A 15,327-nucleotide genomic window follows, 5' to 3' on the forward strand; every position below is an offset into this window, starting at 1 on the left:
AAACGGGAGCTCAGAACTTGCCATCGATGTGGAGTAAAAATGTCTGAGACCATGCACAACGCCAGAGAAATTCAAAAAGATCTCGTTGCAATGCGCCGTCATCTGCACGCACATCCGGAGTTGAATTTCGTCGAGTATGAAACCTCTCGATACGCAAGCGAAAAGTTGGAGAATTTGGGATTCGTTGTGCGTGCTGCGGGCGGTAAGACCGGAATAGTTGCTGATCTTGGTCAAGGCAATAAAACAGTAGCAATTCGTTGTGATATGGATGCACTGCCCATCTCTGAATTGAATCGCTCCGTATACGCCTCCAAAAACGCCGGTGTCATGCATGCTTGCGGCCATGATGCTCATCTTGCTGTTGCGCTGGGAGTGGCGCAGATTCTGTCCAACTGTGATTTGCCCGGGCGGTTGCGTATTATTGTGCAACCCGGTGATAGTCCTGCTGGGCGACCAGGCGCTGCCACTATGATCGAAGCGGGGGCGCTGGAAGGCGTTACAGCGGTACTGGGCTTACATGTGGATGGAACAGTACCGACTGGCAAGGTTGGTATTGTAGCGAGCCTTGCGCAAGCGTTTGAAGAGCATTTTGTCGTTGAATTTAAAGACGATGGAGAGTCGCAAGAATTTGCCGATACCAGCCTGACTACGGCAAATCTTGTGCGAGCACTGTACGGTGTTCCTGCCCTGGTTGGTTCAGGCTCTGATGAGAGCTCGCTTTCGGTGAACAGCATGCAGTGTGAAAACGACCTTTCGCATGCGGGAGGCCGGCACGCCAGGTTAGAGGGGCGAATAAAAACGTCTGGCGATGAAATGCGCCAGCGCACGCACAGCGAAATTGAAAAGATCGCCGCCAGTGTGCGTAATCAGGCTCGTGTGATTTTCAGCGATTCTAAGCAGAAATTTGTCGATAGTTCCGCTGTAACTGCCACCATGCACAGTACAGCGGTAGATTTGCTGGGCGCGAGCAATGTTCTTTCCATAAAACGAAAATCCTGGAACTGGCAATTTTCTCTCTTAACCGAGCATGTCCCGGGCGCAATGATATACCTGGGCGCGGAAATTGCCAGCAGCCGTCGCAGTCATCAGAGCGCGACATTTGATATTGATGAAAATTGCCTGCCGATTGGCGTGGCAGTGCTTGCGGAAGCCGCGATAAGGTTGCTTAGGGCATAAGCAATCAAATGCGGTGCCCTTGGCAACTGCGCTAGCCATTAATGAGTTAATGTTGCCTTGAGGCATGCTCGCGCAGGTTGTGCGACTTGTCAAGCGTGAAGTTTAATGTTTTTGTGCGCCCTCGTGCCGGTAGTGCGAGGCGCGCTATGCCGTGTCCAGTCGGTGTGACGCCCGTCCTGGGCAGCATGACGGGTCCCCGCGCGTCTATCCGGACGCTGGGAGGCTGAGTGGCAGTGGTTTGGAAATTGGCAGGTCGCAGGCGTAGGTTCAATTTACAACTTTCTTTCCCTTCAACAATCCCGGCAGCAAACTACCCGCACCTTTCTCGCACCAACTCCAACCGTATGACCTTCGCTTCGGCGTTGGCATCTTGGACCGAGGTCGGCGCGCAGTAGTTTTTTGTCCACGAAAGGAGAACTCCTGGTGAGACGCTAGAACAGTTTGCGCAAGTCACGAGAGCAGCCCGCCTCGCCTCATGCGCAGTCGTCCGTCGTTTCGACATCAGTTCAAAGTCCATCCAGTCTCGCAGCCGCCTGTAACGACCGCAGTTCTGGAGAGTTGTGCCGCGTCTCGGTGCGACTCGAAGTCCAAGCACGTGATGGGTGTACCACCGCGCGCTTTTGTTTCAAGCAGCCTCATCCGAGAGCTGCTCAATCTCAACAGCGAACGGCATTACATGCCGCTCTATCAAACCGAAGGAGCAATTGTTATGACTACCGACACCAACAACAGCAGCAGCATCGGCACCGTCGACTCGCGTCGCGAGGTGACCGTTTCCTGGTCCGAGGAAGAGAAGGCGTTCCGCGCGTTCCTCGACGACAACATGTCCGGTCAGGACGACGTCAAGGACAGCCTCGTCGAGATCCTCGCCGCCATCCGCAACCCGCTGCGCGACCCCAACGCGCCCATCTTCTCCGTGCTCATGTGCGGTCCGTCCACCTCCGGCAAGACGCTCGGCTTCAAGCTGCTCGTCCAGTGGGTGCACGGCGCGCGCGACAAGATGCTGTTCGTCTCGGGCAGCGACTACGAGGAGCGCCACCAGATCCAGAAGCTGATCGGTGCCCCTCCGGGATACACCGGCTACGTCGACGTCAAGGACCCGAAGTACAAGGCGCCGCAGCCCGGTGAGTTCGACGAGTCGGCTGTGCTCTCGCAGCACAACCTGAACAACACCAAGCTGGGCTGCAAGGAGGATGTCATCTTCATCCTCTTCGACGAGTGGGAGAAGTTCCACTTCGCCTTCAACCGCTTCATGCTGCGTCCGCTGCGTGAGGGCACCGGTGAGCTGAACAACAACCAGCCGGTGAACTTCCGCAACGTGGTCATCGGCTTCACCTCCAACATCGGCTCGGAAGAACTCGAGAAGATGCAGAAGCCGATGGGCTTCACGGTGCGCGAGGCCAAGGTGACCACGAAGGACGACGTCCGCCAGGTGGTGGTGCGCGAGCTGGTCAAGGGCTACCCGCCCGAGTTCCGCAACCGCATCAACAAGGTGCTGTTCTTCGCCGGTCTGCAGAACGAGCAGATGCTGCGGGTCGTCGACATCGAGCTGAAGACCCTCTCCGAGCGCATCATCAACGCGCTCGGCGGTAAGGCCTTCATCCTGTCGCTCGATGACAGCGCCAAGGCGTGGCTGCTCGAGAAGGACGGCACGTCCGACGAGAAGTCCGCGCTGCCCGGCATGCAGCAGAAGATGGCGCAGCATCTGGTCCAGCCTCTGGGCCGGCTCGTCAAGGCGGGTACCATCCACGCCGGTGACCGCGTCGAGGTGTCGCATCGGGAAGGCGAGGAGAAGCTGAGCTTCTTCATCACCGCCGACCCGCTCGCCCACCTGGCTCGGCCCGCCGACGTCGCCGACGAGCCCACGATGGAGCGTCGGACTGCCGATGACGGTGCCACCGGCACCGTTACCGGCACTGCCGGCGACCGCGGCGAGTCCAAGACGACTGCGCTGGCGCTGCTCCCGGGCAGCGGCAGCCGCACCGACGCGCCTTCCACCGAGGGCGTCGAGGTGCGCCACCTGCAGCCGTTCCAGCTCGTCATGCGCTGCGAGAAGGACCAGCTCGAGCGGGTCAGCGCTGCTGTCCGCGAGGCTGCCAACGCCATGCCGCACACGGTGGTGGTCGAATACACCAACCGCATCAACGGCGTGGGCACCGCTGACGTGCACTCGACGCTCGAAGAGATGGTGGCGCTCCGTGACCGGTTCCCCGGTCTGCGCGTCATCATCGTCGGCGGCGAGCTCGGCAGCAACTGACGCCCGCATCCGGGCACTGCACCGCTCTGGAAGGTGGCGTGACAGAACACGTCGCCGACCGGGGCGGTGCATGTTTTTTTTCAACCGACCGGGAGACCGGTCAAACTTGAAGGAGATCATCATGTCCAACGTCAAGACCGAAGTCGTCCTCGAACTGGACGGTCGCAAGCTCGTCTCGGGCACCCGCGACGATTTCATCCTCGACCCGTCGCGTGGCAGCCAGTACTTCTACGAGGGCAACCTCTACGAGGTGACGCTCGCCATCGAGACCATCGGCGACGCCACGTCGCCGCAGGGCAGCATGCTCATCGACCTGCTCAACGTGCTGTTCCCCGACCCGGCGCAGGCCTCGTCGCTGTTCGGCAACATGGCGCGCATCAGCCCCGAGCCGAAGCCCGCCGGTCTGCTCACCACGAGCCTCGACCTCGTCATGGTGGCGCAGAAGGAGCGGCTGCTCTACCTGCGTCTCCACTGCACGCAGCGCGGCGTCCAGCAGAAGAACTTCATCACGCAGCTGGTCGACAGCGCCCTCGCATCGGGCAAAGGCCCCAACGCGCACGTCTCCTGAGAGCAAAGGATGCGGCTAGCCGCAATCCAGAGCTCCTGACACGTGCAGCAACGGTTGCGACGAACAGCTGCCTGTGAGCAATCACGGGCACGCTGTTCGTCTCAGCTGGATTCGTTATTCACCGGAGCGCCAGGAGGTGCTCCGTTTCTATCAACTTCAGCGAAAGGAAAACAACCACTATGAACAAAGCAAACTTCGTGACGCTCGCCGTCACCGGTGCCCTGCGCTCTTTCAACGAGATGCACGAGGGCGAACAGAAGGTCGTCAAGCTCGTCCATGAGCTGCGCGACGCCTCCGAGATGATCGGTGCCGAGCCCGTCTGCGGTGCCATCGTCTTCACCCGCGACGGCAGCAAGTACGGCGCCGCCGGCAACACCGACAGCCACGCTGTCATCACCGCGCTCGAAGATGCACGCTCCGCCGGTGCCAACAGCATCGCGTCGGTGGTCATCTCCGTGCCCGACAACCGCGTGCACGCTCCTCTGCCCGAGGACGCGCTGGCGGCTCTGGCCGAGTTCGGCGAGGTGACCGTGCTGCTCGTCGGCGACGACCGCTCGGTTCTGATCGGCACCGTCAAGGCCAGCGCCGTCGCCTGACGCACGCTGAGCTGTGACTCAAGGAAAACTCGGGGCGGGCGAAGAGGTTAAACTCTTCGCCCGCTTGCGGGCTTTTTCTTGATCCGTGTACAACTATACTGTATCGTATTAAATTATTGCTGCACCAAATATGGTATCGTCTAGCCGGGATGAAATACAGAAAGCGCACTTCAAAGATAAAGTACGAACACGGTATGATCGCCGGGTTGCAAGATCTGCTCGAGCGCATTGAGCCCTGGGAAGAGATAGTCTCAGTCATCCCAGGTGAAATTAAACCGGCAAAAGGACGCGGTTCAGGCATTCGTCTGGAAGTGAAATATCCTACAAGCTCAGGACTGAAAGCACTGGCAAAAAATACAGAAGCGGTGCAGGAGGTTTTTTTCGTCACCAAGCAGCCTGAGCAGTTGCAGGAACGACTTAAATCTTTGAGCAAGTCTGATTAGTATTGCCGTGTATTACTTGCCGGTGAGCCGATATTCGAAGTTTTCGCTGTCCCAGGTGTAGTCTGCGCCGATCGGCTGATACAAAACTGTCTTCAGGGGCGGGCACTTATCGACGCAATCAAATAATTGAAAAGCGTGAAAGTTGCTGAAGTCTCGCATGAAGTGCCGATCTTCGTCGCCTTTTAGAATCAGCCAGCCGCTGTAGATTTCTTCTGCCGGCGGAATGCGCATGACGCGACCCGGCCACGAATTTTCTTCAAACATGTGACTGCTCACCATGGCATATTTTTGATCGTCGAACCAGCGATAGTCGCCTTCGTCGATGAAAACTTCAGATACGTTGTCGGCTGAGAATTCTACGCGAAACCCTTCGTTGAGATTGGCTATGCCGGGTGGTGTCTCCAGAAGCACGCCGATGTAGCGTCCATCGCCGCGCACAAGTTCAACGCGCACCCATATTCGAGTCGCTTCTGCTCCACTGGCTGGTGCCGGCAAAAATCCCACCCGCACTGCTTCACCCTGTACCAGATTCAACCGCTGTTCCAGACGTGGGATCGTCATCGTGCGATAGTTGGGTCGGTAGATCGTTTCAATGTTTTCTAGTACGTAAGACATTTGCGAAACCCGATCTGAACTTTAGCCTGCACAGTATATTCAACTGCCATGCAGTTTCCAACTCTTTGCAGACTAGTTAATTTCCACTTTCATGATCGTTATGTCATCGTTGTGCATCCTCGGGCGCCCGTCGTCTCCTGGCAGTGCCCGTTGCTCAGCTGCCAGCTTTGATAACTGCTCGTTGTTTTCAAGCGAGAGAAGATCTGTCACACCGTTTTCAAAGTCATGCAAGAGCCATCGAGCTATGGCGTCGGTGAGAAGCAAGAATTTATCACCATTTTGCCAGTCGCCCGTTAATCGAATCGTTTCAATTTCGGTGCTCGCTGCTTCGATGCTGCAAGTGAGAGAAGGCCGGTTGTTGAATTCTTCTGCGCTTTTGAGTGGAAAAGACAGCAGCAGTTTTTCTTCTCTTACGTGGAACAGACAACTGTCTCCTACCGCTTCGCAAATCCATGATTGATCTGAGTTTAACGACAATCCAACCAGTGCTGCAAATGCGCCTGCCTGCGCTTTTTCTTCCACATACCAGGGCTGGTCCGAAGAGGGGATTTTTTCCTGCCACTTTTTTCGGCTCTCGCTCAACGATTCTTTCTCGACAAAGCCCTGCACCAGAAGATCTGCCCAGAGTCCTGAGAAACTGGTTTCGGTAGCACCATCTGCGACGGCACAACGAAACTCGTCCTCTTCTGTGACTTCGATCAAGCCGGTCGGATGCGCTGCATCTTCGTATTCACCAGGTGCGTTGCCATGCTTTTGCAGCCATAAAGTTGTGCATTTGACGTGCATAAGTTAAGTGGTCTAACGCAGGTTGCTCGGTCGAGTGCCGATGTCGAGGAAGCGAATCACTGAGACCAGATCTGCGTTGAAGACGAAGCCACGAGTGTTGAAAGAAACATCGATACCTTCGTTGCCGATGATTCTGCGCATGTACTCGGGCAGGTGGCTCGACATGTTGAACAGTAACTTGGCGTGATCGTCGGGCAAATTTGCGTCAGTGTCTGGAAATTCGACCGGAGCATGGTTTGATGAGGAAATGTGCAAGTTGAAGAGCAGCACTTCGCCGTCTGTACTGGTCAGAGACATCAAGTCTGAAGCCAGCTGATAGGGATCTCCGTCTGTTGATTCGCCGTCTGAAATATTGATGACGATAGGCGGAAAGCAGTTGGGATGCGTAGTCAGCCACTTTACGAGAATATTGGTGCCTTTGTTGAGCGCTTCGCACATGGGCGTGCCGCCCTCAGCAAGTGGGTCGAACCAGATCGGAAATTTTACCGATTGCTCGATAATGCCACCCATACCGTCTTCCATTTTCTTGCTGCGTTGTTCGACTCGTGCCGGATTGTTTCCGATTTCGCTGATTGGTACCAATTCCCGACCGTTGAGCGCACCGCTGAAAGCCGGAGCTACTCCTTTGCCGCCATATCCGATTACCCCTACGTAGTAGTAATCGCGAATGCCTTCCGATTTGGCGCATTTGATGACCAGGTTTTGCAACAAACGATTGATTGCGTCGGCAACGCCATTAGCCTTGTTTTTGTTTGTCGCGGAGGCACCGAATGGATCTCGCATGGACCCGGACTGGTCGATTAGAAAGAGGAAGCAAGAAGGATTTGATCTGCTTATTTCCGCAACGTATGGCATACTTTTTTCGCTCTGGTAAGTCGAGTTACAAGCCTGTGCAGTTTGGTCAGCTTGCTCTCGAGGATGAACTGAATCATTATCGTACATTGCATGATGAAACTTGTTTACTTGACAAGCCGCCTGTCTTCAAACCTGATTCTTGCCCCTTCGCCTGAAGCAAAGACGTTTTTGCGAGTCTGCACAAAATGACAACCTGGCCAACGCCACAAGACTATAACGAAGCTATTCAGATGCCGGCGTTTAGTTTTGCTGACGAAGAGCTGCGCATCGGTCAGCCTGATTTAAGTCCGCTCGGATTGCCAAGACCGATTTCCGGCGCTTTTGCCAGTGTCTACCGGGTGCGCAGCCATTCTCGCGATCTGGCAGTGCGGTGCTTTTTGCGCGATGTCTCAGATCAACATCAGCGCTATCAGACTCTGAGCCGGTATCTGCCCGTGGGCGGGAGCCACTATACAGCCGGCTTTCAGTACATCCCTCAGGGAATTAAATTGTCGTCTGGTTGGTTTCCCATTCTCAAAATGGAATGGTTGGAAGGAAAGAGTCTCGATCAATTTGTTGCTGAGTATTTGAACAATCCCAATACCATGCAGCTTCTGGCGGAACGATTCAAGCAACTTGTGACCACGCTCAATCGCAAAGGCATAGCGCATGGCGATTTGCAGCATGGAAACATTATTGTCGTGCCGACCGGCATCAAAATCGTTGATTACGACGGAATGTACGTTCCCGACTTCAAAGGACGAGCTGCCACTGAACTGGGACATCCGAATTATCAGCATCCACTCAGATCAGCCGAACATTTCGGTGATTATCTGGATAATTTTTCTGCCTGGGTAATTTATTGCTCCATCCTCATGCTTTCAATCGATAAAGGACTCTGGAAGCAGCTGGTTGGTGGTGATGAGTGTTTACTTTTCAGGCAAGCTGATTTTGCCAACCCCTATCGTTCTTATGCATTTTCTGTGCTCGAACATCACGAAAACAGGCAAATTCAGCAGATGACCCGTGTTCTGCGCAGTTTGCTTCAGTGCAAGCCTGAGGCAGTGCCATTGCTTACGGCCGAGGTGCAAGCGATCGCAGACATGCCCAACTTGCCTGATCCCAGTTCATTGCTATCGACTCGGATAATGTCCGCGGAGTGGACCGATTCTGAGTCGCCTGAGCGCGCTCGCAACATCTGGCCTAAACCGGAGTATTTCGAGCAAGCAGTTAAGACACCGAATATGGTGTTTAAAGACCGAGAGTTGAGGCGCGCGACTAATACGTTCGAGCATGCTACAGGGAAGTTCGGAACGGTTTTCCATCTGAAAGGGCAACGACAAATTGCTGTCAAATGTTTCCTGCGCGATGTGCCTGACCGGGAGATTCGCTACTTCGAGTTGAAGAAGGCTAATCTGGGTGACGCCAAGCCTTACTTTGTAGACTTTGATTATCAGCGCGAAGGCATCACTGATGGAAAAGGTCACTGGTTCCCAATTCTCAAAATGGATTGGCTGACTGGTCCGACTCTTGATGTTTGGGTGTTGGAGAAGTTGAAACAGGGTGACAAAACTGCGCCCGATGCTCTGCTCTTTAAGTTCAGAACGATGATGAGGGCTCTCTTTCAGAGTGGTATCGCTCTTGGTGACTTGAACGCAAAGAATATCATCGTTACTCAGGCTGGTTTAAAACTGGTCGATTACGATAATGTCTATGTTCCGGCTCTGGCAAACATTCACAGCAGTGAGTTCGGTGACCCGCTTTACCAGCATCCGGCGCGCAACTTGCGTCACTTCGGACCCTACATCGATAACTATCCAGCCTGGGTGATCGACAATGCTCTTACGTTCCTTGCCTGCTATCCCGACTCCTTCCACTGGGGATGGGATTATATTGTCGAGCTGGTCCGTGATGATCAGTTGTTGTACTACACTCAGGTGACTAATCAACTGGTGGAACCTGTACTTGTTTTCAATATCACGGCAGATGTGAAAAGGCGGGCCAAGCTGATGCACATGTTGATGCAATTTCCGCTTGAACAGGTGCCGCCTATAGTCGACGACTTCGGCTCTAACTTGCTTAAGCGAGAAGCACTGATGCAATCTATCAACCGTGTGCTGGGCAAGTATTCGCCATGAGTTTCAACGTCTTGCTTAACCTGAAGTTGTAGCTGCATCGCGTCTTTCTGGTCATACCAATTTTTGCTTCTTGGACCAGTCCAAGATCATCGGCACGATGGGTGAAGAGGCAGACCAACAAGGAAGAACGCCGGCAGTCCAATCCCAACCCAGCTAATCAGGGTGGTGCTACTTGTGGCATCTCAGGCAGCAGTCGGCGACTCAATATTCTGGGCGGAAACGGTTGGCCCGGCCTTGCCAATGCTGCCTGAGTGTTACTTTACAAAGCTTATACTGACAACCCTTGTAGGCCCCAGTGGATCGGCGTCATGGTGGAGACATCTCTTGTCTCCCACAAATCTTCGGCGCATCGCACACAAAGCACCAGCATTTGCATCAGTCGAGCTTATTTACGTGACAGACTCTGTCGCGGCTCTCGACGCGTGTCTTTCTGTGCGCCGGAATCAGTGATGATGAGAGACTTCCTTCGCTGACAATGACGTTAGCGAACCTAACTCAAGGAAACGAAAAGATATGACGAATTCCGCTATCAACACCCGCACCGTTCTCGCTTCTGCCGCCCTCCTGGCTGGCGTCGACACCACCGAACGCTGCGGCGTTGTTCTTCGTCGTACCGAGTACACCGTGCCCGGCGCGCCCGCCCTCGTCGGCAATCGTGACCTGCGTCGCGTCGCCTTCGTCGTTCGTCTCGACGGCGGCATCGGCTCGGAACTCGTGACCATCGACCAGCGGCTCGACGCCATCGCCGCGCTCATCCAGGAAGGCGATCAGGTCTCGGCCATGCTCGTGGACAGCGTCCATGTCGAGTCGACCGTTCAGCCCATCTTCCCCTGGGCTTTCTCGACCGAGTCGAACCCCGCCGGCCGCGTGCTGCGCCAGGGCGCCTTCCTCAACGACAAGGGCGAGGAGTGCACCGCTTCCCTGATTCTCGGCGACAGCGGCTGCGTCATCGCGGTCAACGGTGCGAACGACGACCTCGGCGCCTCCGGCGTCACCGAGCGCGTCGGCGTCATCCTCAAGCGCACCGTCTACAAGAACGGCGAGCATCGTCCCGCCAGCGCGCCCCTGATCGGCACCAAGGACAAGCAGCGCGTCGCCTTCATGATCCGGCTCGACGGCGGCATCGGTTCGGAGCTGGTCACCATCGACCAGACCCTCGACGTCACCTCGGTTCTCCTGAAGGAGGGCGACCAGGTCTCGGTCAAGCTCGTCGACAACGTGCACGTCGAGTCCACCGTGCATCCGGTCTTCGACTGGACGCACAGCAGCAAGCCCGTCGGCGGTCGCATCCTGCGTCTGGGCGAATTCCTCGACAAGCAGGGCCGCACCAGCATCGCCACGCTCGTGCTCGCCGACGGCAAAGGACGCGGTCTCGTCGTCACCGAAGAGCCCTGCGCCGAAAGCCCGCGCGATCGCGAAGCCCGTCTGCGCGCCGCGCTCGCCTGAATGACTCGCGGGCGGTGGTAAGCCGAAAGGCGCTACCGCCCCGGGTTTCCACCTGGAACTTGATCAAGCTCCAGGTTTTCCACTTCCTAAAATCGCATCTTGGCGAATCCTTGCTCGGATGTGACAGGAAAAACAATGGAATATGCGAAGCGCCTGAGCAAACACGCATATTCCTTCACCTCACTCAGGCAGTAGGATCCAACATGTACATTCTCGAAATCATCAATGCGTCTACCCTCCCCTTCGCCATCAAGGCTCGTCTGTGCAATCTCGTGGAGCAGGCTGAAGCTGCGTTGAGCGAAGACGAAGCCGCCGTCAAAGTACTCTTCGAATCGAAGCGCGGCATGAACGAACGCCAGTACGCTGAGCGCCTGAGCAAATCGCAACCTGGCGCTCAGCGCGACGAGCTGATCACGATACAGGTCTCCTGGCGCAATCAGTTCGCTAACTCGGTCTACCGTGCCCAGGCGGCCCGTCGCCGCATGCAAGACCTGGGCAAAGCGCTGCACGTGCAGACTGTAGAGCTTGATATCAGCGACCCGACGGCGAAAACCGTTGCCATCGCCCTGCGGTCGCTGATCGGTCGTTGCACCGTTGGTGGTGGCGATACGCCGAACGCAATCGCGCAAAATCTCAAGACCGTCGCCGATGTAAGTCAGGAGACAATCGAAGACGCGGTGCGCGAGATCTTCTTGCAGAAGAAGGCTGGGCGCGGCAAATACCACAGCATCAACTTCAGCTCGCAGCCGATCATGGTCACCGATGCTGACTCCGCCGAGCTGCGTGCCCTTTGGCATGCCAATCAGGCGGCGGAAAAGCTCTTCTACCAGGTGCGTGCAAACTTCGACGAGTTCTACTCGGCGCAGTCGAAAATGAACGTGCCTCAGTTCGTGGCGCGTCTGGAAGATGCGCAGAAAGCGCGTGATACAGTCAAATTCAACCAGATTGTTCGCGAGCGCAATGCCGCCGAGGCCGAATTCTACGTTGCTGCAAATCATCTGGTTGCGGTGATCATGGCTTACCAGTCCAAAATCGACGACTTCGCGGCGGTGATCAAAACCGCTGCCAGCACGGTCGACGGTGCGCCGCGCGGCAATAAACAACTTTCCGTTGCCAGTGCCTGCATCGGTGCCTGGCATTGGTTGCACGAGATGCAGATGCAGATCGACAGCATCTTCCGCCGTCACGATCCGCGTCCCACTCTTAGCCAGATGCAATTCGACGTCGAGGCATATCTGGCCGCCTGATTCTCTCTTAGAGACGCTTGCGGCGAAACTTTGAATCGTCGACATTTCTCTGGAGGAAGGAAAGAACGGGCAGCCGTTCTTTCCTTCTTTTGGCTAAAAAAAATTTGCCCCGATGGCACCGCCGGTAGTATCATTGCCGGTGCGCTTGCTCCTCGAATCAGACTTCACAACGGTATTGTGAGCATCTGGTTTGTCGGTATCGCTTACTTAGACGACTGACCAACATAGACAGACGTTTCGTAAATCAGCGATACTGAGCCGTTCTCTTGAAACTCAACGAAGAGTTGCTTGAGCTTTTCGGTGAATTGTTCTGCGCTGGTTTTGTCTTTTGGTGCATATGAGGCGGAAAATGCTCGACCGATCAGTCCGTCCATATCGACTACTTGCTTGTTTCCATAATGCTTCAGTTCCTGATTGTGGAATAATTGCGAGTCGAGAAGTGCTTGTCCGGCCGCTCCGCGTGGCACTTCGACTGACTTCGTCTCAGGCAGTTCTCGCAGCAGGTCGCCATAGCGCTTCGTAAATTGATCGTGTTCGTCGCGTTCATTCCACATCAATACTGCCCAGCCGCCGGGTTTTAAAATGCGTCTGAATTCGTTAAGAGCTGTGTTGGCATCGAACCAGTGGAAAGCTTGAGCGCAAAGAACAGCATCTGCGACACTATCCAACAGTGTCGTATCTTCGGCTGTGCCTTTGAGATAGCTGACATTTTCTACGTCTAAACTCTGGTTTTCTGCCTGTGTGCGCATATCATCGTTGGGTTCGATACCGATCACTGTCGGTCCCTGTGCTGCGATCAGGCGGGAAGATATTCCCGTTCCCGAGCCGATATCAATGAGCGTGCTTTCGGCGGTCAGTCGACACCGTTCGACAATGAACACAATAGCTTGAGTGGGATAGCTTGGACGGCTCTTCGCGTAAACTTCCGCTAGCCCCGAGAAACGCTCGGTGGGTTTGTGTTTTGATAATTCAGTCATGATGGAATTTTCGCACAAACGACTTCTTGACATCGCGATAGCTAGCGCAATTTATCTTCGATTGTGCGCAAATGTAAAGAGTTATATGTCGGGCCCGAAATAGGTTTTACGTCGTGCGCGCGCGTAATTTGTAGGTACATCGTTCTCTCCCCACCTCTCTAGCTGACTTCGCCAACAATTTAGCAGCAGCACAGCTTCTCTCTGAGTTTCCCGACGCGTCAGTGTCAGGTGTTCAGAGCTTCGCTGCTGCAAAAATTGCTGGCAAAAGGTAGGCAAGGGGAGTGGTTGAGGCGGTGTACAAGCGCGAGTGGGTGCCGTTGACATTGCAGGCCCCGCTCAATTTACCCGAACTGCACCGACTTTCGCGGCAAGCCGCTCGGTAGGTTCGGGCCCATCGACACTGCATGGAGGTAATCCAAATGCGTAAGACTCTCACCGCAATCGCCCTTCTGTCGCTCCTCGTCCTGGGTGGCTGCGCCACTCCGCTGGGGCAGCAGTACGGAGCGATGGGCGCCGCGGGTGGTGCCATCGTCGGCGGCCTGGTCACTGGTGACATCCGTGGCGTCGCTGCCGGAGCCGTCATCGGCGGACTCGGCGCCGGCGCTGTCGGCGACCAGCAGGCCTTCGAGAATCAGCGCCGGCAGCAGTACGGCCAGTCCTATCCCCGTCGTGGTTATCAGGACTATGGCTACCAGGGTGGCGGCTACGTCCGTCCCTGCCAGCAGATGCGCCAGCCGGTCTACGACCCGTACGGCAACTACGTCGGCTTCCAGGTCGTCTGCCGCTGACCCGCGCCACTGCAGGCAAATTGCGTCTGCAGTCGTGAACAGTCTCGTCTTCTAAGTCCGGTAGGGCCAAAGCTCTTGCCGGACTTCGGTAGTAAGTGGTTTCCGTGCCGTGCGCACAATGTCGAACATCTGAAGGAGGCTGCCATGTAAACCAGGAGCTTTCGCGACCTCGAATGCATGAGGCATTCGCTGGAGGCGCGGAACAGTGACAAAGATGGAAAAGCGGCGGGCGCAGTTCTATAGCCTCTCGCGAATGCCATTAGCGTCACTGTTCAACCCCCAGAAGAAAGGCGTCCACATGGACCTTTCCGTAAAGACCCTGAAGCTGGCTCACAAAGCCAGCTCCAACCACCGCGCACTGCTCAATCAGAGCGAACTGTGCGGCTGCTTCTACTGCGAAGCAACGTTCAGCCCTGAGGAGATACGCGAGTACACCGACCGCGGTCAAACCGCCCTGTGCCCGCGCTGCTCCATCGACTCAGTCATTCCTGCCGCTGCCGGATACGCGCTCACCGCGCAATTCCTCAGCGCCATGGAGAAGTACTGGTTCGCAGCGGCGTAACCGTGAGAGGGCGTCGGCATCTGCTGACGCCCTCTTTCTTCCTGCAGAGAGGGTTCAGGAACAGCTTATGCCTGTCAGCATAGGCTTTTCGTGAATCTTCGACGCTCCGACTACCTCGTGCCTGACCCGCAAACTTCAACAAGAAGGACTGCCCCGATGTCCACGAGAATGAGCCTGAGCAATCGTTTCTGCTCGATTTCCTATGCGCAGTTTCAGAGCCTGTCCGCTGATTTCCATCAGCTCGCTGCCACTGTTTTTGGCTGCCAGTGCGCTGTTCAGGTGCGCGGGTTGAAGCGAACCAGGATTGTGTCGACGCATGTTCACCACGGTGAGACGGGTGATGACGATTGCTTGAACCATGGCGACATCCTCTTTCAGGTTGACGATCTGAGCGCGGTGACGGCGACCATGTTTGACGCGGCTGCCCACATTGAAGTGATCGTTACCCCGATGAACATTCTCGCCGGTCCGAAGTACGCCTTTGGTCATATCGAGTTCAAAGGCGCGCGCCGACGCCAGGCGACCATGTACCTGCAGCCCGGTGATCCCAACAAGTTTGGTGCCCTGCAGCGCAAGAACGCGTCTATGAGCGTCGGCGATGGCTTTGACACAAACTCTATATACGGGTGAAGCGTGATGTGGAATCCGGCTGATCTGGCGGCTCACTTGTCGCAGCAGTAAGACTGAAAAGCACTGGAGGCATCATCTGTGGTGCCTCCGGTGCGGCTGTTTGTCCTCAGTTTTTTCAAAACAACTTATTAACTATAAGTTTTAGTATCTAAATTTCAAAACTATGGGTGAGGGTCCCCCCAAAAAGTAGACAGTCCGGTCTGATGGAGATCCGCTTCTTAGGTAAAATAACCAAGGAGCGCAGCATGACGAAGAAAAATAAGT

Annotated in this window: 14 protein-coding genes and 1 pseudogene; 10 read left to right on the top strand and 5 right to left on the bottom strand. The window is 55.5% G+C overall.

Going from position 1 to position 15,327, the window contains the following annotated elements; genetic code table 11:
• Positions 1–39 precede the first annotated feature (39 nt).
• The 5 genes from EKK48_10025 (at position 40) to EKK48_10045 (ending at position 5,040) form a co-directional block, all read left to right on the top strand.
• Complete coding sequence (locus EKK48_10025; GenBank protein ID RTL43220.1) at positions 40–1,176, top strand: amidohydrolase; 1,137 nt, start codon at positions 40–42, stop codon at positions 1,174–1,176.
• Positions 1,177–1,651: 475 nt separating this feature from the next.
• Positions 1,652–3,433 (top strand): ATP-dependent Clp protease ATP-binding subunit, encoded by a 1,782-nt coding sequence (locus EKK48_10030; GenBank protein ID RTL43221.1) that lies wholly within the window; start codon positions 1,652–1,654, stop codon positions 3,431–3,433.
• Between the two features lie 121 nt (positions 3,434–3,554).
• Entirely contained in the window at positions 3,555–4,001 is a 447-nt protein-coding gene (locus EKK48_10035; GenBank protein ID RTL43222.1) for a hypothetical protein, read from the top strand.
• Between the two features lie 179 nt (positions 4,002–4,180).
• Positions 4,181–4,597, top strand: coding sequence for a hypothetical protein (locus EKK48_10040; protein ID RTL43223.1), 417 nt, complete (start codon positions 4,181–4,183; stop codon positions 4,595–4,597).
• Positions 4,598–4,746: 149 nt separating this feature from the next.
• Positions 4,747–5,040 (top strand): metal-binding protein, encoded by a 294-nt coding sequence (locus EKK48_10045; protein RTL43224.1) that lies wholly within the window; start codon positions 4,747–4,749, stop codon positions 5,038–5,040.
• 12 nt (positions 5,041–5,052) lie between these two features.
• Here the strand turns inward: EKK48_10045 and EKK48_10050 are convergent, their stop codons facing one another.
• The 3 genes from EKK48_10050 to EKK48_10060 all read right to left on the bottom strand — a co-directional run bounded on the left by EKK48_10050 (position 5,053) and on the right by EKK48_10060 (position 7,296).
• On the bottom strand, positions 5,053–5,655 hold the full coding sequence (locus EKK48_10050; protein ID RTL43225.1) for a DUF2185 domain-containing protein: 603 nt from the start codon (positions 5,653–5,655) through the stop codon (positions 5,053–5,055).
• A 72-nt stretch (positions 5,656–5,727) separates the two neighbouring features.
• On the bottom strand, positions 5,728–6,441 hold the full coding sequence (locus EKK48_10055; protein RTL43226.1) for a hypothetical protein: 714 nt from the start codon (positions 6,439–6,441) through the stop codon (positions 5,728–5,730).
• 12 nt (positions 6,442–6,453) lie between these two features.
• Positions 6,454–7,296, bottom strand: a complete 843-nt coding sequence (locus tag EKK48_10060; GenBank protein ID RTL43227.1) for a VWA domain-containing protein — start codon at positions 7,294–7,296, stop codon at positions 6,454–6,456.
• A 185-nt stretch (positions 7,297–7,481) separates the two neighbouring features.
• On the opposite strand from EKK48_10060, the gene EKK48_10065 reads away from it, so the two are divergent.
• The 3 genes from EKK48_10065 to EKK48_10075 all read left to right on the top strand — a co-directional run bounded on the left by EKK48_10065 (position 7,482) and on the right by EKK48_10075 (position 12,106).
• A complete protein-coding gene (locus tag EKK48_10065) occupies positions 7,482–9,413 on the top strand; it encodes a hypothetical protein (protein RTL43228.1) in 1,932 nt (643 codons plus the stop codon).
• A 513-nt stretch (positions 9,414–9,926) separates the two neighbouring features.
• Complete coding sequence (locus EKK48_10070) at positions 9,927–10,859, top strand: hypothetical protein (GenBank protein ID RTL43229.1); 933 nt, start codon at positions 9,927–9,929, stop codon at positions 10,857–10,859.
• A 203-nt stretch (positions 10,860–11,062) separates the two neighbouring features.
• Positions 11,063–12,106, top strand: a complete 1,044-nt coding sequence (locus EKK48_10075; GenBank protein RTL43230.1) for a hypothetical protein — start codon at positions 11,063–11,065, stop codon at positions 12,104–12,106.
• A 203-nt stretch (positions 12,107–12,309) separates the two neighbouring features.
• Here the strand turns inward: EKK48_10075 and EKK48_10080 are convergent, their stop codons facing one another.
• On the bottom strand, positions 12,310–13,116 hold the full coding sequence (locus tag EKK48_10080; protein ID RTL43231.1) for a class I SAM-dependent methyltransferase: 807 nt from the start codon (positions 13,114–13,116) through the stop codon (positions 12,310–12,312).
• 473 nt (positions 13,117–13,589) lie between these two features.
• On the opposite strand from EKK48_10080, the pseudogene EKK48_10085 reads away from it, so the two are divergent.
• Positions 13,590–13,790: pseudogene (locus EKK48_10085) on the top strand (hypothetical protein).
• 379 nt (positions 13,791–14,169) lie between these two features.
• The gene (locus tag EKK48_10090) at positions 14,170–14,433 is read left to right on the top strand and encodes a cytoplasmic protein (GenBank protein ID RTL43243.1); all 264 of its coding nucleotides are present in this window, start codon (positions 14,170–14,172) and stop codon (positions 14,431–14,433) included.
• A gap of 135 nt (positions 14,434–14,568) precedes the next feature.
• Here EKK48_10090 and EKK48_10095 read toward each other — a convergent pair whose 3' ends face one another.
• The gene (locus EKK48_10095; GenBank protein ID RTL43232.1) at positions 14,569–15,099 is read right to left on the bottom strand and encodes a hypothetical protein; all 531 of its coding nucleotides are present in this window, start codon (positions 15,097–15,099) and stop codon (positions 14,569–14,571) included.
• Positions 15,100–15,327: the final 228 nt, after the last annotated feature.

It is taken from the genome of Candidatus Melainabacteria bacterium (genome assembly GCA_003963305.1).
In the GTDB taxonomy this organism is placed as follows: domain Bacteria; phylum Cyanobacteriota; class Vampirovibrionia; order Obscuribacterales; family Obscuribacteraceae; genus PALSA-1081.